The organism is Pseudomonas sp. PB120 (genome assembly GCF_009761815.1).
Taxonomy (GTDB): Bacteria; Pseudomonadota; Gammaproteobacteria; order Pseudomonadales; family Pseudomonadaceae; genus Aquipseudomonas.
The window spans coordinates 1-18,280 of sequence record NZ_RWIN01000024.1 but is presented as its reverse complement, the minus strand read 5'-3'; the positions used below and the strand labels follow the sequence as shown (position 1 = coordinate 18,280).

17 protein-coding genes are annotated in these 18,280 nt (G+C 60.7%); 12 read left to right on the top strand and 5 right to left on the bottom strand.

The features are described 5' to 3' along the window. Positions 1 to 199 precede the first annotated feature (199 nt). From EJA72_RS03745 to EJA72_RS03735, 3 genes are all read left to right on the top strand, one after another. A complete protein-coding gene (locus EJA72_RS03745) occupies positions 200 to 646 on the top strand; it encodes a DUF411 domain-containing protein (protein WP_157710196.1) in 447 nt (148 codons plus the stop codon). A 117-nt stretch (positions 647 to 763) separates the two neighbouring features. Next, positions 764 to 1,789 (top strand): alpha/beta fold hydrolase, encoded by a 1,026-nt coding sequence (locus EJA72_RS03740; protein WP_157710195.1) that lies wholly within the window; start codon positions 764 to 766, stop codon positions 1,787 to 1,789. Between the two features lie 13 nt (positions 1,790 to 1,802). Continuing rightward, positions 1,803 to 2,756 carry a D-2-hydroxyacid dehydrogenase family protein gene (locus tag EJA72_RS03735; protein WP_157710194.1) on the top strand — a complete coding sequence of 318 codons (954 nt, stop codon included), beginning with the start codon at positions 1,803 to 1,805 and terminating at the stop codon, positions 2,754 to 2,756. A 158-nt stretch (positions 2,757 to 2,914) separates the two neighbouring features. On the opposite strand, the gene EJA72_RS03730 is transcribed toward EJA72_RS03735, so the two are convergent. Further along, positions 2,915 to 3,694 carry a class I SAM-dependent methyltransferase gene (locus EJA72_RS03730; protein ID WP_157710193.1) on the bottom strand — a complete coding sequence of 260 codons (780 nt, stop codon included), beginning with the start codon at positions 3,692 to 3,694 and terminating at the stop codon, positions 2,915 to 2,917. Between the two features lie 240 nt (positions 3,695 to 3,934). Between EJA72_RS03730 and EJA72_RS03725 the strand changes: the two genes are divergently transcribed. The 3 genes from EJA72_RS03725 to EJA72_RS03715 are packed head-to-tail and all read left to right on the top strand — an operon-like array spanning position 3,935 to position 5,782. Next, complete coding sequence (locus EJA72_RS03725; RefSeq protein ID WP_157710192.1) at positions 3,935 to 4,468, top strand: tetratricopeptide repeat protein; 534 nt, start codon at positions 3,935 to 3,937, stop codon at positions 4,466 to 4,468. A 52-nt stretch (positions 4,469 to 4,520) separates the two neighbouring features. Next, on the top strand, positions 4,521 to 5,018 hold the full coding sequence (locus EJA72_RS03720) for a sigma-70 family RNA polymerase sigma factor (RefSeq protein WP_218574350.1): 498 nt from the start codon (positions 4,521 to 4,523) through the stop codon (positions 5,016 to 5,018). Further along, complete coding sequence (locus EJA72_RS03715) at positions 5,015 to 5,782, top strand: anti-sigma factor (RefSeq protein ID WP_157710191.1); 768 nt, start codon at positions 5,015 to 5,017, stop codon at positions 5,780 to 5,782. Before EJA72_RS03720 ends, EJA72_RS03715 begins: the two co-directional genes overlap by 4 nt. A gap of 192 nt (positions 5,783 to 5,974) precedes the next feature. Here the strand turns inward: EJA72_RS03715 and EJA72_RS03710 are convergent, their stop codons facing one another. From EJA72_RS03710 to EJA72_RS03700, 3 genes are all read right to left on the bottom strand, one after another. Next, the gene (locus tag EJA72_RS03710; RefSeq protein WP_157710190.1) at positions 5,975 to 6,226 is read right to left on the bottom strand and encodes a hypothetical protein; all 252 of its coding nucleotides are present in this window, start codon (positions 6,224 to 6,226) and stop codon (positions 5,975 to 5,977) included. A 109-nt stretch (positions 6,227 to 6,335) separates the two neighbouring features. Continuing rightward, the gene (locus EJA72_RS03705; protein ID WP_157710189.1) at positions 6,336 to 7,637 is read right to left on the bottom strand and encodes an ATP-binding protein; all 1,302 of its coding nucleotides are present in this window, start codon (positions 7,635 to 7,637) and stop codon (positions 6,336 to 6,338) included. Positions 7,638 to 7,641: 4 nt separating this feature from the next. Continuing rightward, on the bottom strand, positions 7,642 to 8,343 hold the full coding sequence (locus EJA72_RS03700; protein ID WP_157710188.1) for a response regulator transcription factor: 702 nt from the start codon (positions 8,341 to 8,343) through the stop codon (positions 7,642 to 7,644). 276 nt (positions 8,344 to 8,619) lie between these two features. Here EJA72_RS03700 and EJA72_RS03695 point away from each other — a divergent pair, with 276 nt between their 5' ends. From EJA72_RS03695 to EJA72_RS03685, 3 genes are all read left to right on the top strand, one after another. Next, positions 8,620 to 9,777, top strand: coding sequence for an efflux RND transporter periplasmic adaptor subunit (locus EJA72_RS03695; RefSeq protein ID WP_157710187.1), 1,158 nt, complete (start codon positions 8,620 to 8,622; stop codon positions 9,775 to 9,777). 14 nt (positions 9,778 to 9,791) lie between these two features. Continuing rightward, the gene (locus tag EJA72_RS03690; protein ID WP_157710186.1) at positions 9,792 to 12,890 is read left to right on the top strand and encodes an efflux RND transporter permease subunit; all 3,099 of its coding nucleotides are present in this window, start codon (positions 9,792 to 9,794) and stop codon (positions 12,888 to 12,890) included. Between the two features lie 166 nt (positions 12,891 to 13,056). Continuing rightward, positions 13,057 to 13,698 carry a DUF1345 domain-containing protein gene (locus EJA72_RS03685; RefSeq protein WP_157710185.1) on the top strand — a complete coding sequence of 214 codons (642 nt, stop codon included), beginning with the start codon at positions 13,057 to 13,059 and terminating at the stop codon, positions 13,696 to 13,698. Here the strand turns inward: EJA72_RS03685 and EJA72_RS03680 are convergent. After that, entirely contained in the window at positions 13,691 to 15,367 is a 1,677-nt protein-coding gene (locus EJA72_RS03680) for a fibronectin type III domain-containing protein (RefSeq protein WP_157710184.1), read from the bottom strand. The genes EJA72_RS03685 and EJA72_RS03680 overlap by 8 nt on opposite strands. A 189-nt stretch (positions 15,368 to 15,556) precedes the next feature. Here EJA72_RS03680 and EJA72_RS03675 point away from each other — a divergent pair, with 189 nt between their 5' ends. From EJA72_RS03675 to EJA72_RS03665, 3 genes are all read left to right on the top strand, one after another. Next, positions 15,557 to 16,396, top strand: a complete 840-nt coding sequence (locus EJA72_RS03675; protein ID WP_157710183.1) for an AraC family transcriptional regulator — start codon at positions 15,557 to 15,559, stop codon at positions 16,394 to 16,396. 53 nt (positions 16,397 to 16,449) lie between these two features. Further along, complete coding sequence (locus tag EJA72_RS03670; RefSeq protein ID WP_157710182.1) at positions 16,450 to 17,058, top strand: LysE family translocator; 609 nt, start codon at positions 16,450 to 16,452, stop codon at positions 17,056 to 17,058. Between the two features lie 122 nt (positions 17,059 to 17,180). After that, complete coding sequence (locus tag EJA72_RS03665; protein WP_178129029.1) at positions 17,181 to 18,206, top strand: LacI family DNA-binding transcriptional regulator; 1,026 nt, start codon at positions 17,181 to 17,183, stop codon at positions 18,204 to 18,206. Positions 18,207 to 18,280 lie beyond the last annotated feature (74 nt).

The window sequence follows — 18,280 nt, the reverse complement described above, 5'->3', positions numbered from 1 at the left end:
TTGCTCCCGCTGGGGTGCGTAGCAGCCCCCTGAATAGCGACTGCTGCGCAGCCGAGCGGGAGCAAGCTCCCTCGCCACAACAGCCTGGTCAACCTGGTCAACCTGGTCAATCTGGTCAATCTGGTATCAGTTAGAAACAAACTCGTACCGCGCTTTTGTAGAATCCGTTCAAAATGCATTCTTTTTGGACGAGCCCCCCATGCGAAATCATCTGCGTCTGATCGCCCTGAGCGCCCTTTTTCTTTCTTCCCTGGCACAAGCCGCCGACCTGATCCCGATTGAAGTCCACCGCGATGCCAATTGCGGCTGCTGCAAAAAATGGGTCAGTCATCTGGAAGCCAACGGCTTCAAGGTCGAAGACCACGTTGAAGCCAACATGAGCGAATTCAAGCAACAGCACGGCGTGCCGCCACGCCTGGCGTCCTGCCACACGGCGTTGATCAACGGCAAATTCGTCGAAGGCCATGTCCCGGCCGATCAGGTGCTGGCCCTGAGCAAGGGCGATGACCTGTTGGGTGTGGCCGCTCCCGGCATGCCCATGGGTTCGCCCGGCATGGAAATGGACGGCATGAGCGATGCCTACCAGGTGATCGGCCTGAAAAAGGACGGCACTGACGTGGTGGTAGCGGACTACCCGGCGAAGTGATATCTGACGGCTTCAGTCGGTTGGCGTTGAACGATCACGCAAGATCATTGCCTGTGTGTTTAATGTCCCCCTAATCGTGCCGATCCAGCATCGGCCGATTTCCCGTGGAGCTCCACCATGCCATTGACCCTTCTGCGCTGGCTGCCCGGCCTGCTGCTGACCGCCGCACTGCCCCTTCTCGCTCACGCTGAAGGTCCGGAATACGGGCCCGAGCTGCAAGGTTTCGAGTATCCCTACACCCTCAAGCATTTCGCCTTTCAGTCTCAGGGCAAATCCCTGCAAATGGGTTACATGGACGTCGCCGCGCACGGCAAGGCCAACGGCCGCAGCGTCGTGCTGATGCACGGCAAAAATTTCTGCGGCGCCACCTGGGACAGTTCGATCAAGGCCCTGAGCGAGGCTGGTTATCGGGTGATCGCCCCGGACCAGATCGGTTTCTGTTCCTCCAGCAAACCGGACAACTATCAGTACACCTTCCAGCAACTGGCGACCAACACCCAGCAATTGCTCAAGGCCCTGGGCATCCAGAAAGCCACCCTGCTCGGCCATTCCACCGGCGGTATGCTCGCCACCCGTTACGCGTTGCAATACCCCGATCAGGTCGAACAACTGGCGCTGGTCAACCCTATCGGCCTGGAAGACTGGAAAGCCCTCGGCGTGCCGTACCGCACGGTTGATCAATGGTACGAACGCGAGCTGAAGGTCAATGCACAAGGCATTCACGACTATCAACGCAAGACCTACTACGACGGCCGTTGGAAACCGGAATTCGACCGCTGGGTTAACATGTACGCGGGCATGGCCAAAGGCCCGGGCAAAATCCAGGTGGCATGGAATTCGGCACTGATCTACGACATGATCTTCACCCAGCCGGTGTACTACGAGTTCAAGGACCTGAAGATGCCGACCCTGCTGCTCATCGGCACGTCCGACACCACCGCCATCGGCAGCGACATCGCCTCACCCGAGGTCAAGGCTAAACTCGGTCATTACGACAAGCTCGGCAAGCAAGTGGCGAAACTGATTCCGCAGTCGACCCTCGTTGAGTTTCCCGGCATGGGCCATGCGCCACAAATGGAAGAACCCGCCGAATTCCACCAGGCCCTGCTCGCCTGGCTGAGCAAAACAAACCCTGTTCATTGATGAGGTAAGGCTGATGGCAGTGCAGATTGCGGTAATTGATGACTGGCAGGATGTAGCGCGGGGCGTGGTGGACTGGTCGGTTCTGGACAGCATCGGCCAGGTGAGTTTTATCCATGATTACCCGGCCGACAACGAAACGACGGCCGCACGCCTGGCCGAGTTTGAAGTGATCTGCGTGATGCGCGAGCGCACCCGTTTCGATGAAGACCTGCTGCGGCGGTTGCCGAAACTCAAACTGCTGGTCACTGGCGGCATGCGCAACGCGGCCCTGGATTTGAAAGCCGCCGCCGCGCTGGGCATCCAGGTCAGCGGCACCGACAGCTACAAACACGCCGCCCCGGAACTGACCTGGGCCTTGATCATGGCCGCCACCCGCAACCTGGTCGTCGAAGCGAACGCGTTGCGCGCCGGCCAATGGCAACAAGGCCTGGGCGGCGACCTGCACGGCAAGACTCTGGCAATCCTGGGGCTGGGCAGCATCGGTCAGCGGGTTGCGCAGTTCGGCCAAGTGTTTGGCATGCGGGTCATCGCCTGGAGCGAAAACCTGACGACCGAGCGCGCGGCCGAGGTCGGCGTGACGTATGTCAGCAAACAGGAACTGTTCGAACAGGCCGATGTGCTGTCGGTGCATCTGGTGCTCAGTGATCGCAGCCGAGGCCTGGTGGACGCTCAGGCGCTCGACTGGATGAAGCCCACCGCCTGGCTGGTCAACACCGCGCGCGGGCCGATTGTCGACGAGGCCGCGCTGATCAAGGCGCTGCAAAAACAACGCCTGGCCGGCGCGGCGCTGGACGTATTCGAGCAAGAGCCGTTGCCGGCGCATCACCCGTTCAGGACGCTGGAGAATGTGCTGGCGACACCCCATGTCGGGTATGTCAGCCAGCAGAACTACCACCTGTTTTTTTCGCAGATGATCGAGGATATTCAGGCGTGGTCAGCCGGTGAGCCGATTCGCCTCCTGGGCTGATATCGCCTCACAGTATCTTGTCAGTGTTCACAGAATTCATGTCCGGTATCAATCCAATGTGGGAGCGAGCCTGCTCGCGATGACGATTTATCATTCAGCATTGATGTCGACTGACACACCGTCATCGCGAGCAGGCTCACTCCTACAGGGGATTTCGGTCAGCCGTGCCCATTCTTCACTGCCACGAATGCCGCTGTCACGTAGGGCACGGTCAGTAATTCTTTGCCCCTTAAATCGGGCTCCGCAGCAATCAACGCCCTGATCTGCTCATCCACTTTCCCCCGCTCCACCTCCGGCAATGCCGCGACAAAACTGGTGGAGCGCACACGATTGAAAATCACATCCTCCGGCGATCCCGTGTGCCCATGGCTGAACTGCTGTTCTTGCAACGGCCCGAACGCCCCATGGGGAAAGGCCCGGCGCCATGCCCCGGTATAGAAGCGCGGCGTGTCGCCTTCCAGCGCATTGACGATCGCATCCAGTTTCGGCACCCAACTCACCCGCGTATCACGCAGGTTCCACACCAGCCCCAACTTGCCACCAGGCTTGAGCACCCGAGCGATTTCCGTCAGCGCCTCGGTGCCGGCAAACCAGTGGAAGGCCTGGGCGCAGACCACGACATCCACCGAGGCATCCGGCAACGGCAGGTCCATGGCGGTGCCGTTGACCGCCAGCACCTCAGGAAAGGCTGCGGACAGTTTCTCGAGCATCTGCGCCACCGGTTCCACGGCAATCACCTGCGCCCCGGTCGCCACCAGTCGGGCGGTGAACTTGCCGGTGCCCGCCCCCAGGTCGACGACGGCTTTGTCCGCGTCCAGGCCGAGCGTCCCGGTCAGCCAATCGGCCAACTGCGGCGGATAGTCCGGGCGACCACGGACGTAAGTGTCGGCGGCGGTTTTATAACCGGCCGCCGCAGCGTGATGGACCTGATCTTTCATGGCAGTGCTCCAGATGACAGGAATTGCCGTCGAGCATAGCGCCTCGGTTTGAGCTTTCCTTGTAAATGCCGACGCAAAGAAATGAATAATTGTTCACTGAGCGGTGTTCTCTTAACAACGCAGGTGATTAGCCTGTTAGTGGTGCTGGTTCACCCTGACGACCTGTGGGATAACACCGTGCGCTACCTGTTGCCGGGACATGTTTTTGACTGAAACGAATGAACCAATGGAGCAACACCCATGAACACCCGTTTCGCTGTTATCGCTACCCCCTTCTTACTGGCGGTGGCCTTATCCGGTTCGTTGGCCTGGGCCAATGGCGGTGGAGATGACGCACCGGCCAGGCCCAGCTGCCCCAAAGGCCAGGTCCTCGACACCAAGTCGCAGAAATGCCTCAAGCAAACCAGCAGCCTGCTGCCGGACGCCGACCGCACCCAATACGCCTATCAGCTGGCCAAGGACGGTCGCTATGAAGAAGCCCTGGCCCTGCTCGATACGCTGAAACAGCCGAACACCGCCGAAGCCTTGAACTATCGTGGTTACGCCACCCGTAAACTGGGCCGTACCGATGAAGGCATCGGGTATTACCTGCAATCGGTGAAACTCGATCCGCAATACGCGAAAGTTCGCGAATACCTCGGCGAAGCCTACGTGATCAAAGGTCGACTGGACCTTGCTCAAGAGCAGTTGCAGAAGATCAAATCGATCTGCGGCAGCACCTGCGAGGAATACCAGGACCTGGCCGAAGCCATCAACGATTCATCGAAAACCTGACACCGAGCAGACGGAGGTCGCCATCGCCAGCGATCAGGCAATACGAGCAGAGTTGGGCCAGCACCTGGCGCGCTTATGGCGCTACGGCCTGCTGCTGTCCCGACAACGGCATGTCGCCGAAGACCTGGTTCAGGCGACTTGTGTGCGGGCGCTCGAACGGGCGAGCCAGTTTGAATCGGGCACGCGCATGGACCGATGGCTGCTGAGCATTCTGCATTCGATATGGCTCAACGAAGTGCGCTCCCGGCGCATACGGCATGGAACGGGACTGGTGGATGCCGACAACGCCTTGTCGTTCGACGGTGAATACGCGGCGCAGACCCACGTGCTGGCCGCGCAGGTGATCCGGCGGGTCGATGCGCTGCCCGAAGCCCAGCGTGAAACCGTGTTTCTGGCCTATGTCGAGGGCTTGTCGTATCGCGAGGTCGCCGATGTGCTTCAGGTGCCCATCGGCACGGTCATGAGCCGCCTCGCTGCGGCCCGGGTCAAGCTGGCCGAGTATCCGCCGTTGCACGCGGTGCCTAACCCTACCACTGGAGAACGTCGATGAACGATCACGCGATACCTTCGGACGAGCTGTTGGTCGCCTACCTCGACGACCAGCTCGACACCGAACAACGCGCCAGCGTCGACGCCGCCATTTCGAGGGACTCGATGCTCAATCTGCGCCTGCAATGGCTGGCACGCAGCAGCCTGCCGTTCAACCAGGCTTTCGATGAGCTGACACGCCAGGCCCCGGTGGATCGCTTGCAGTCCATGCTCGACACGCTGCCCTCCCCTGAGCGTCCGCAGATGAACCGCCGCTGGTTCCTCGCGGCGGCCGCCACCCTGGTGGCCAGCGGCGTGCTGGCGGACCGGTTGTTCCTCGGCTGGCAATCGAGCCAGGAGCAAAACAACTGGCGCGGGCTGGTCGCCGACTACATGGCCCTCTACGTGCCGCAAACCCTGGAACACCTGCCCAGCGACGACGCCGCGCAACAGGCGCAGCTGCGCACCATCGATTCGCGTCTCGGCTTGAATCTGCTGCCGGCAAAACTGGCGTTGCCGCGCCCTGAATTCAAGCGTGCACAGATTCTCGAATACGAAGGCGTGGCCATCGCCCAGATCAGCTACCTGGACCCGGTACACGGCCCGATGGCGCTGTGCGTCACCCGCTCGAGCACCGGTAGCCGGGATTTCGCCCAGGAACGTCGGCATGGAATGAACATTGTGTATTGGGCTGACGTGGATCACGCGTGGATGCTGATCGGGCACAACCCGACGGCCGAGCTGGAGGACATGGCGAAGTTGTTGCGGGGCCGGCTCAGCGCGTGATTTGGTCGACTTGTAGCTGCTGCCGAGCGTGCCCTGTGGCGAGGGGATTTATCCCCGTTGGGTTGCGAAGCAGCCCCCCTTTTTGTCATATACACCGCGTCGAATGGATTACGACGGCTTCGCCGCCGAACGGGGATAAATCCCCTCGCCACAGGGCAAGCTCGGCAGCTGCTACAGGTTCATAACGCAAGTTCATCTGGTCTTCACCAGCGCCACTGGAAACGCCCCCGGCACACTGACAACCACCGTATACGCCACCTTGTCACCCACGAAAAAACAGACGTCCCCCGTCGGCGTGATATTGGGCCCTATCCTGATCGCCAGCCGCGAAGAACCATCATCCGGCGTCACCATCGCAAACGTCGTTGACGTGGTTTCTACCCGGACTACCCGGATGGCGTTAATCGTTCCGATACCGTTTTTTCTTAGGCTGTGCTCAACCATCGCTCCTCTCCTTCCCATCAGCGCTTACCGTCGAAGCCTGACTGCGAAGAGGCAATGAAACGCTTAAGTGAAGCCCCTGACTACTGTCAAATCTGACAGTCGCCGTTTATTAATGACCGCTAGGCAACCACAACCGAAACCGCGCCCCGCCCAAGGGTGACGCTTCAACGGTCAACGTCCCGCCCTGGGCCTCAAGCGCCCGGCGGCTGATCGCCAGGCCCAGGCCAAACCCGCCTGTCGCCCGATCACGGCTGCGGTCGAGTCGATAGAAGGGTTCAAATATTCGTTCGCGCTCATCGTCCGGAATGCCGATCCCGTCGTCGTCGACCCAGATTTCACACCCCTTCGAACCCACCTGCACGCTCACCTGAATGCGCTTCTCGCAATAGCGCGTGGCGTTGCGCAGCAGGTTCTGCAGTGCGCGCGCGGTCAAGCGCGGGTCAAGGCTGAAGCGTTCGAGCTGGCCGTGAAGCAGCACGTCGATGACGATGTCCGGGGATTCCAGTTCTTCGTCGACGCTGCCGAGGATGCTGTCGATGAACTCATCCAGCGACACCTCGACCTGCTCGGGCAATCTCGCCGGATTCTGCAGGCGGCTGTAGGACAGCAGCTCCAGGACCAATTCGTCGAGTTCGCGAATGTGCGCGACCAGCCCTTGCAGGCGTTCGCGACTGGCGGCGGGCAAGTCGTCGGACAGGGCCAGCGCAAGGCCGAAATCGAGGCGCGTCAGCGGTGTACGCAATTCGTGGGACACGGCGTTGAGCAGGTCGCGCTGCTGATTGAGCAGTTTCTCGATATCGCCGGCCATGGTGTCGAACACGTTGGCCAGACTGCCGATATTGGAACTGGCGGCAATCTGCGTGCGCTCGTCCAGGTGGCCCTTGCCGAAACGTTCTGCGGTGCCTTTGAGGCGTTCGAGATCACGCCAGTGCGGGCGCAACCACAACAGCAGGCACGCGAGCATCGTCGCGCCGATCAGGACGTTGATGCTCCAGTACAGCAGGCTCACGTCCATCGGGTCCGGCGGGACGACCATCTTCACCACGGCCCGCTCGTTCAGCGGCGCCACGGCCAGGGTGCGCCAACCCCAGTCGCCGATGCGCACCACGTTTCCGCCCTGCTGCAAGCGCTCCCGTTCATACAGCGTGAAGTCGGGATCGTCGGTGCCGCTCAGGACGATGTGCAACGGCTGGAATTCCTTGTCCATTTCCTCGGCCAATGCCGGCCACTGCGCCGTTGGAACGGCGTGGAATTGCTTGACGATCAGGGTTTGCAGGCCGCGCGAGTAGTCGAGGTTGTAGGTGACAAACCGCTCGTGGAACAGTTTGACCACCACGTCAGGGATCAGGTAGATCGCCGCGCTGTACGAGACGATCGTCACCAGATAAAGGCGAAAGAGGATTCTGAACATCGGCTCAGCATTCCCACTCGGAACGGCTGAACAGGTAACCCTTGCCCCACACCGTCTTGATCTTGCGCGCTTCGCCCGCGTGGTCGTCGAATTTGCGCCGCAACTTGGAGATCGCCACGTCCACCGAGCGGTCGGTGCCATTGAACTCGATGCCGCGCAGGCGTTGCAGGATCTGGTCGCGGCTCAGCACTTCGCCGGCATGACGGGCCAGGACCACCAGCAGGTTGTACTCGCCGCTGGACAGTTCGACCAATTGGTCGCGCCAGGTCACCGTGCGTTCGGACAGGTCGATGCACAGATTGCCCATCAGGATGCGGTCGTTGGCGGTCTGCGGTTCGTTGAGGCTGCTGCGACGCAACAAGGTCCGGACCCGGGCCAGCAGCACTCGTGGCTCACAGGGTTTGGTCACGTAGTCGTCGGCGCCCATTTCCAGGCCCAGCACCTGATCGTGGCTGTCGTCGCGGGCGGTCAGCATCAGGATCGGCAAGGTCGCGGAGTCGGCGCGCAGCAGGCGGCAGACTTGCAGGCCGTCCAGCCCCGGTAACATCAGGTCGAGGATCACCAGGTCCGGCGGATTGAGCCGCGCACGCTCACGCACGTGGTCACCGCGACTGATCACGCTGACGGAGTAGCCATTGCGTTCCAGATAGCTGGCGATCAGTTCGGAGAGTGCAGTGTCGTCTTCGACCAGGAGGATGTTGGGCATGGGTGTTTCCAGAAAGTGCGGTGGCGACCCTTCTGGCCTCATCGCGAGCAGGCTCACTCCCACCCTTGATCTGTGGCGTTCACAAATCTCCTGTGGGAGCGAGCCTGCTCGCGATGGCGGCCTGATTGGCGCAATAAAATCCAAGGCAAGCAGGATATACGCCCTCACCCCCACCTGAGTAAAACCCTTACACAATTTCACACAGCGCCTACAAAGCTTCACCGCTACCCTCGTGCGCTCCCCGTAGGATGCGGGAGTCTTTATTGGGGGTCGTACATGTCGAATCATCTGCTTGCCAGGCTGGGTCTGATTGCTTTGGCGTTGACGCTGAGCGCCTGCGACAAGGCGTCGAACGCCGAAGAACAGGCGCCGCTGGCCAGCGTGCGAATCGAAACCATCGAAGCCACTCCACTGTCGATCAGTAGCGAACTGAGCGGGCGGATTGCCGCGCCACGGATTGCCGAAGTCCGCGCCCGGGTGGCCGGCGTGGTGTTGCAACGCAGCTTCCGCGAAGGCAGCGATGTCAAGAAAGGCGACGTGCTGTTTCGCATCGACCCGGCGCCGTTCAAGGCTGACCTCGACAGCGCCGAAGCCGTCCTGCGCAAAGCCGAGGCCAATGCCTTCCAGGCCCGGTTGCAAGAACAACGTTACGCCCAATTGATCGAAGGCAATGCCATCAGCGGCCAGGACTACGACAGCGCCCGCGCCAGCACCCGGCAAACTGCCGCCGACGTCGCCGCCAGTAAAGCGGCCGTCGAGCGGGCGAAACTGAACCTGGGTTATGCCACCGTCACCGCGCCGATTTCCGGGCGCATCGGTCGCGCGCTGGTCACCGAAGGCGCCTTGGTCGGGCAAAACGAAACCACGCCGCTGGCCCTGATTCAGCAACTCAATCCGATTCATGCCGACCTGACCCAGTCGACCCGTGAACTCAATGACCTGCGCCGCGCTTTCCGCTCGGGCCAGCTACAACAGGTGGGTCAGGGCCAGGCCAAGGCCACGTTGATCCTGGACGACGGCAGTCTCTATCCGTTGCCCGGCAAGTTGCTGTTCAGCGACATCACCGTCGACCCCGGTACCGGCCAGATCATCCTGCGCAGCGAGTTCCCCAACCCGGACCTCGACTTGCTGCCCGGCAGTTTCGTTCGCGTGCGCCTGGAGCAAGCGGTGATTGCGCGAGGCATCAGCGTGCCGCAACGGGCCATTCAGCGCGACAGTGCGGGCATCGCCCACGTGTTGGTGCTCGACGCCGAACAGCGCGTCGGCCAGCAGACGGTGGAATTGGGCGCCGTGCAGAACGATCGCTGGATCGTGACCGGCGGCCTCAAACCCGGTGACCGCATCGTCATCGAAGGCCTGCAACACGCCAGGCCCGGCGACAAAGTGCAGATCGACAACACCCCTCTTCCACTTGCCCAGGCTTCTGGTCAGTAAGCAGGACGCTTTTTATGCCGCAGTTCTTTATCGATCGCCCGGTGTTCGCCTGGGTGGTGGCCCTGTTCATCCTGCTGGCCGGGGCCCTGGCCATTCCGCAATTGCCAGTGGCGCAATACCCGAACGTCGCGCCGCCCAAAGTCGAAATCTACGCCGTGTACCCGGGCGCCTCGGCGCAGACCGTGGACGAAAGCGTGGTCAGCCTGATCGAGGAAGAACTCAACGGCGCCGACCACCTGTTGTATTTCGAATCGCAGAGCAGCCTTGGCAGCGCAACGATCACCGCGACGTTCCAACCGGGCACCGATCCGGAAATGGCCCAGGTCGACGTGCAAAACCGCCTCAAGGCGGTGGAGTCACGCCTGCCGCAAGCGGTAACGCAACAAGGCTTGCAGGTGGAAAAAGTCTCCGCTGGTTTCCTGCTGCTGATCACACTGACGTCCAGCGACGGCAAGCTCGACGATGTGGCGCTCAGTGATTATCTGGCGCGCAACGTGATGAACGAGATCAAGCGCCTGGACGGCGTCGGGAAGGCGCAACTCTACGGCGCCGAGCGGGCCATGCGCATCTGGATCGACCCGCAGAAACTGGTCGGCTTCAACCTCACGCCGGCCGACGTCAACGCCGCCATCGTTGCGCAAAATGCTCAGGTGTCCGCGGGCAGCATCGGCGATTTGCCGACCCGCACGACTCAGGAAATCACCGCCACCATTCTGGTCAAAGGCCAGCTGTCGACGCCCGAAGAGTTTGCCGACATCGTGCTCAAGGCCAACCCCGACGGCTCCACCGTGCGCATCGGCGATGTGGCGCGGGTTGAAATCGGCAGCCAGGAATATCAGTTTTCCACGCGCCTGAATGGCAAGCCGTCGACCGCCGTCAGCGTGCAACTGGCGCCGGCCGCCAATGCCCTGAGCACTGCGACCCTGGTGCGGGCGAAGATGGACGAGCTGGCGCGTTATTTCCCGGCCGGCGTGGAATACAAGATCCCGTACGACACCTCGCCTTTCGTCAAAGTCTCGATCACCAAAGTGGTTTACACGCTTATCGAGGCGATGGTGCTGGTGTTCGCCGTGATGTTCCTGTTCCTGCAGAACATCCGTTACACGCTGATCCCGACGCTGGTGGTGCCGGTGGCGCTGATGGGCACCTTTGCGACCATGTTGGCGCTGGGCTTTTCGATCAACGTCCTGACCATGTTCGGCATGGTGCTGGCCATCGGCATCCTGGTGGACGACGCGATTGTGGTGGTGGAGAACGTCGAGCGCATCATGGCCACCGAAGGCCTGTCGCCCAAGGAGGCAACGCGCAAGGCGATGAAACAGATCACCGGGGCCATCATCGGCATCACCCTGGTGCTGGTTGCGGTGTTCATTCCGATGGCGTTCATGCAAGGCTCGGTCGGGGTGATTTACCGGCAGTTCTCGCTGTCCATGGCGACGTCGATCCTGTTCTCGGCGTTCCTGGCACTGACCTTGACCCCTGCATTGTGCGCGACGCTGCTCAAGCCGATTGCCAAAGGTGAACACCACGAGAAACGCGGGTTCTTCGGCTGGTTCAACCGACGCTTTGAGCAGCTCACCGAGCGCTATCAGGGCTGGGTGGCCTATGCGCTGAAGCGCAGCGGTCGCTACCTGTTGATATACGGTGTGCTGCTGATCGGCCTCGGGGTGTGTTTCAGTCGCCTGCCCTCCTCGTTCCTGCCGGTGGAAGACCAGGGTTACACCATCACCGACATCCAGTTGCCACCCGGTGCGAGCAAGAACCGCACGGTGCAAGTGGTGGAGCACATCGAAGCGCACAACGCCACGGAGCCGGGGGTTGGCGACAGCACGGTCATTCTCGGTTTCAGTTTTTCCGGCAGCGGGCAGAACGCGGCGCTGGCTTTTACCACCCTCAAGGATTGGTCTGATCGCGGGAACGACGATTCGGCGAGTTCAATTGCCGAGCGGGCCAACATCGCGCTAAGCCAGATCAAGGATGCCGTAGCGTTTTCAGTTCTTCCGCCGCCAGTGGATGGCCTCGGTACGTCCAGCGGCTTCGAGTTCCGCTTGCAGGACCGGGGCGGCCTCGGGCATGCCACGTTGATGCAGGCGCGCAGCGAACTGTTGGCGGCCGCCGAAAAGAGCCCGATCCTGATGAACGTGCGCGAAAGCGCCCTGGCTGAAGCGCCGCAGGTGCAGCTTATTGTCGACCGCAAGCAGGCCAATGCGCTCGGCGTGTCGTTTGCCGACGTTGGCAACGTGCTGTCCACCGCCGTCGGTTCGGCCTACATCAACGACTTCCCCAATCAGGGGCGGATGCAGCGGGTGGTGGTTCAGGCCGAAGGCGATCAACGCAGTCAGGTAGACGATCTGCTGAAGATCCACGTGCGCAACAACGCCGGGAAAATGGTGCCGTTGTCCGCCTTCGTCCAGGCCAAATGGACCCAGGGTCCGGCGCAGTTGACCCGTTACAACGGTTACCCGGCGATCAGCATTTCCGGCGAACCGACACCGGGTCACAGCACCGGTGAAGCCATGGCGGAAATCGAGCGACTGGTTGCATTGGGGCCAGCGGGATTGGGTCAGGAATGGACCGGCCTGTCCTTGCAGGAGCGGTTGTCCGGCAGTCAGGCACCGATTCTGCTCGGGTTGTCGCTGTTGATCGTGTTCCTGTGCCTGGCGGCGCTATACGAGAGCTGGTCGATTCCGACCTCGGTGTTGCTGGTGGTGCCGCTGGGGGTGCTTGGTGCGGTGTTGGCCGTAACCTTGCGCGGCATGCCCAACGACGTGTTCTTCAAGGTCGGGCTGATCACCATCATCGGCCTGTCGGCGAAGAACGCGATCCTGATCATCGAGTTCGCCAAGAGCCTGTACGACGAAGGCCATGACCTGATCGACGCCACGCTGCAAGCGGCACGCCTGCGGCTACGGCCGATTGTCATGACGTCCCTGGCGTTCATCCTGGGCGTGGTGCCACTGGCGATTGCCACAGGCGCCAGCTCGGCGAGCCAGCAAGCCATCGGCACCGGGGTGATCGGCGGGATGATCACCGCCACGTTGGCGGTGGTGTTCGTGCCGGTTTTTTTTGTGGTGGTGATGAAACTCGTCCGTAAACGCCACAAAAACCTATAGCCGATACCCCTTGTAGGAGCGAGCTCGCTCGCGATGGTCGTCAACGATAACGCTGGGCATCTGACACCCCGCGCCGTTCTCGAGACTTTCGCGAGCAAGCTCGCTCCTACACAAAGCGCAACGACGTGCGCTATGGTGCACTGACGACCTGCCACAGTGAGCCCCCATGCCCTTCCTCGCCCGCACCCACCCTCGCCTGTCCGCCGCCGCCACCCTTGGCGTTGCGGTGGGCATCCTGGCTCCTGCCGATTCGATCATCAGCAAAATCCTCTTCGGCTGGAACGCCGGGGTCTGGACGTATCTGGTGCTGATGCTTTGGCTTGCCGCACGCGCCAAGGCCCCGGACGTGAAACGCATTGCCGAGATCGAAGATGAAAACGCCGGGCTGGTGCTGTTCGTGGTGTGCATCGCCGCGATTGCCAGCCTGGCAACCATTACCTTCGAACTGGCCGGCAGCAAGGACCTGGAAACCACCCGCAAACTGCTGCACTACGGTTTCACCGCGCTGACGGTGATCGGCTCATGGCTGCTGATCGGGGTTATTTTCAGCGTGCACTACGCGCGCCTGTTCTACACCTGGGACGGCAAGGACCCGGCACTGCGCTTTGCCGAAGGCCTGACGACACCCAACTACTGGGACTTCCTGTACTTCTCGTTCACCATCGGCGTGGCGGTGCAGACCTCGGATGTCGGCGTGGCCACCCGTGGTTTGCGCAAGATCGTGCTGGCGCAATCGTTGATCGGCTTTCTGTTCAATACGGCGATTCTCGGTTTTTCGATCAATATTGCTGCCGGTTTATTCAGCTGAGCGCGCTCGCTGCCGGGTCGTCGATCACCACGGACACTGTGGCGGGCTCAGAGACATTCCCGGATACATCCATGGCGCACACCTCAAAGGCATACGTGCCAGGCAAAAGGTTAACGGCCGTGTAGGTAGCAAGCGGCGTGCTATCGAAGTACTCATGATTGCTATAGATAACGTATTCAAGTATTCCGGCTTCATCATCTGACATGCCCCAACCCAAGGTGACTGAGTCGAAGGACGACTCGACTTTTCTCAAATTTTCCGGACTGCCGGGCGGCGTAATGTAATTTTGCTCATGATGAATAACGGTGGGTTCGGACATGCTCCCGAGAGGACCAAACGCAAACAGCTCAATAACGTATTCCATCCCCGGTAGCAGATTCCGCATGACTGCAGAATTGCTGATCATGGTTGTTTCGTAATGACTGCCATCGATCATGATCATGACCCCTACCGGAAGACCTCCCCCCTCCGCAAGTGACCAATCCAGCCGGGCTGTCGTGGAGGTGAGGGGTGTGATGGTGGCTTCAGGTGAGGGTAAAGACTCGCTCACCCGCCCAGTGGTTCTGAACACCGTTCGCTCGCTGGGTATGGAAAGGTTCCCGTCTTTGTCTTCTGCACGTATATAGACGCACTTGTAGTTGTCGCTACTTGAAGTTTTATAGAGGTAATGAGTGTCCGCTGTGGTAGTTACACGAAAGCCATTCACTACCACTCGGTAACCGGTAACACCCGTATTGTCGCTGGCCGGCGCCCAGCTCAACTGAGCCGAATCATGAGTAATTTGACTGACAACAGGCTTACCAGGCTGGGTCGGCGGAATGAGGTCGTCCAGGGTGGTGGTAAACGTCGTTGTTTCGGAGACCTGCTCACCCAGTTTGGCAAAGACAGTGAAGTGGAACTGGTGCGGAACTGGCCCTGGGGAAAATTCTGCAAGATTAAAGTTAAATCCTAGAGGACCGGCGGTGAAGGGCCTCCCGTTAATCGTTCCCTCATAGGTGGGTGCAACCAAAAAAAGCGGATGCCAGGTAAGTCTGCAAGTACCAGAATTATGCCGCAGCCTCAGATTTTTCGGCGGAGCCAGTAATGTCCAGAAAGTCGCCCACGCGGGGTCGGACGCACCCTGCTCGTTGACTGCGCAGACCTGCACAAGAAAGCCGAAAGTTGATTTCAAATGGTTAAGATTGAGACTAGTTTCCTTTGTCAGCCCTACCAGAAATCCATTTAGATAAACTCTATAGCGTTTGATCTCGCCACTGTCGGTCGAAGGTGTCCAGGTCAACGTTGCGGATGAACTGGTGATATTGCTTATCTGAGGCGTGCCGGGCGAATTGGGTTTGGTCTTGAAAAAGCGATAGGGGCTGGGCGTCGACACATTGTTTCCGCTCGCTTTAGCGGTAACGTAAATCAGGTACTCAATGTGCGTTTGCAACCCTGTTATTTCACAGGGCGGCCGAGCCACATGTTGTGTGGTGATGCCTTCTCCATAGACCTCATAGCCAATCGCATTCGGGCATAAATGGCACGTTGCGTAGGGTTCATCCCACGTCAACAAGGCGGTGTTGGGTGGGTTGCGCTGTGCTCGTAAATGACCGGGCGAGCAAATTTGCACTTCGGCAACAGACTTGGTCGGGGATTCGATCACGCTGGCGGGATCGTCGTAAGTGTTCAAGGTATCTCTTCTCGCGCAGGTCAATTCAACACAGTAAAACTGACACCTGCCGCCCGCACCACTATCAACCCTGATAGTGGTGCGGCTGGTTTCCTTGTGCTACTGCCGAGCTGTAAATTGCACAAACGTTCTAGTCAGTGCCTTGCGCCGAGCGTTAAATAACCCGGCAATCCGTCTCACAGGTGCAGCATGACCACCCACAACTGGATCGACCTGGCCCAGGACGCCGACACCGGCATCGAGACGTTGCGCGCGCATTTCGAGGGCCACGCCTATGACCCGCACTGGCATGACAGCTATCTGGTAGGGGTGACCGAGCAAGGGGTGCAGCAGTTCAATTGCCGCCGGGCCCGGCACCAGAGCACTCCGGGCAAGGTGTTTTTGCTGGAGCCGGGTGACATTCACGACGGCGAAGCGCCGACCGAAGACGGTTTCACTTACCGTATGCTGTACCTCGACCCCCAATGGTTGCAGCGCGAACTCCGCGCCGTATTCGACAACGCGCCCGATAACAGTGAGTTGAGCTTCGCCAACACCCTGGCCACTGACGTGCGTCTGGCCCACGCCACGAGCCTGGCATTTCAGGCGCTGCACCACGGCGAATTGAAAATCGTCCGCCAGACAGCCCTCGACGACTTGCTCGAACGCCTCACCACTCACCTGCACTGGCGCGCCCGTTACGGTGAAGACCCGCGCCTGCCCCTGGTGGCGCAAAAGGCTCGGGAGTATTTGCACGCCCACGCTCACGAGGACATCGGCCTTGACCAGCTGGCCGCCGCGACAGGTGTCGATCGCTTCCGCCTGACCCGAGCGTTCAAGGCCGCTTATGGCATGGCGCCTCATGCGTATCTGGTGCAATTGCGCCTGGCCACCGCCCGCCGAATGTTGGCCCGGGGCGAGCAGCCGGCGGCAGTGGCGATGCAGCTGGGGTTTGCCGATCAAAGTCATTTGGGTCGCTGGTTCGTGCGCGCCTACGGCCTGACACCGGCGTTGTACCGCAAGCGCTGCTCAAATCTTCCAGACACATAGCCGCGGGGATTGTGAAGATTGGCTTCAACGATTTTCACCGGAGTTTGCCCGCGATGCTGTCCTCTTTCCCGACATTGCTGCCGTTTGTGCTATTTGCTTTCGTAGCGGCTATCACCCCCGGCCCAACCAACATTCTGGTGTTGAGCAACAGTGCCCGCTATGGCTGGGCGGCCGCTGTGCCGATCATTTTCGGCGCGTGCGCCAGCGCGGCGCTGATTGTGCTGTTGGTCGGCACGGGCGCCGGCTCCTCGCTGATTGAGGCGCCCGTTGTGCAAACCGCGATGAAGTGGCTGGGGGTGGCGTGGTTGAGCTATTTGGCGTGGCAGATTTTCAACGCCCCGACCAATGCCCTCGGCACTCAGGACAGCACATCCCGCCTCGGTCTGGCGGGCGCCGCCAGCCTGCAACTGATCAACCCGAAAACCTGGATGATGGCGCTGGCCACGGTCAGTGTGTTCGCCGGGGGCGGTGAACAGCGGCAGGTCCATGTGGCGTATTTGTCGCTGACATTCTTCCTGATTTCTTTGCCGTGCCTGGGCGCCTGGGCATTGCTCGGCACGGGGTCCGCGCGTTGGTTGCGCTCGCCACAAGCGATGCAACGCTTCAATCGCTGCATGGCCCTGTTGCTGTTGGCTTCGGCATGGTTGAGCGTCTGGCTTTAAGCGCCACCCGTCGGCCTGACTTGCGGTGGGGTCTTGACGCGGGATTCCTTTCTGGTGTCTTCTGAAACCGGTTTCAGTGCACAGCACGCGACCTGATAAAACCAATAAGAAGGTTTCAGACCGTGAACGACTTTTCCGCCGCCCAGCGCAGCCGCGTGACGATGCTTGATGTCGCCGAACACGCCAAGGTCTCCAAGGCCAGCGTCTCGCGCTTCATCGGCGACGACCGCGCCCTGCTCTCCGATGCGACTGCCCAGCGCATCGAGCAGGCGATCGCCGAACTCGGCTATCGCCCGAACCAGATGGCCCGTGGCCTGAAGCGCGGCCGAACCCGCCTGATCGGCATGCTGGTCGCCGACATCCGTAACCCCTATTCGATTGCCGTGATGCACGGGGTGGAAACCGCCTGCCGTCAGCACGGCTACAGCCTGGTGGTGTGCAACACCGACCGCGATGACGAGCAGGAACGCCAGCACCTCGCCTTACTCCGCTCGTACAACATCGAAGGCTTGATCGTGAACACCCTCGGCCATCACCGTGACGCGTTGCTCGAACTGCACCGGGAAATGCCGCTGGTGCTGGTGGACCGCAAGGTCGAGCACCTGGACAGCGACATGGTCGGGCTGGACAACCCGCAAGCAATTGAAACCGCCCTCAGCCACCTTGAAGAACGCGGCTATCGCGACGTGCTGCTGGTCACCGAGCCGTTTGACGGCACCAGTTCGCGGATCGAGCGGGTCAGCAGCTTCAAGGCGCAAATCGCCCGCCGACAGGCCCTCAAAGGCACGCTCATCGAAACCGGCAGCGAGCTGACTAACGACCTTCAAACCTTTCTCGACACCCCTGGCCCCGGTCCGAAAGCGCTGTTTTGCGCGAACGGGATCGCCGCGCTGGCCAGCACCCATGCCTTGCGTGAGTTGCAGTGCAATTTGTTCGAGGACGTGGGCCTGATCGCTCTGGATGATCTGGATTGGTATCCGCTGGTGGGCAGTGGAATTACGGCCCTCGCGCAGCCGACGGCAGAGATTGGGGCGAGCGCGTTCGAGTGTTTGCTCAAGCGCTTGCGTGGGGATGACGGGCCGGTGCGGACGCTGGATTTTTCGGTGCGGTTGATTGTTAGAGGGTCAACCCTTGGGAATGCTCGGTGAATGTTCGGGCCCCATCGCGAGCAGGCTCGCTCCCACATTGGACTGCTGTGCCCTTGTGGGAGCGAGCCTGCTCG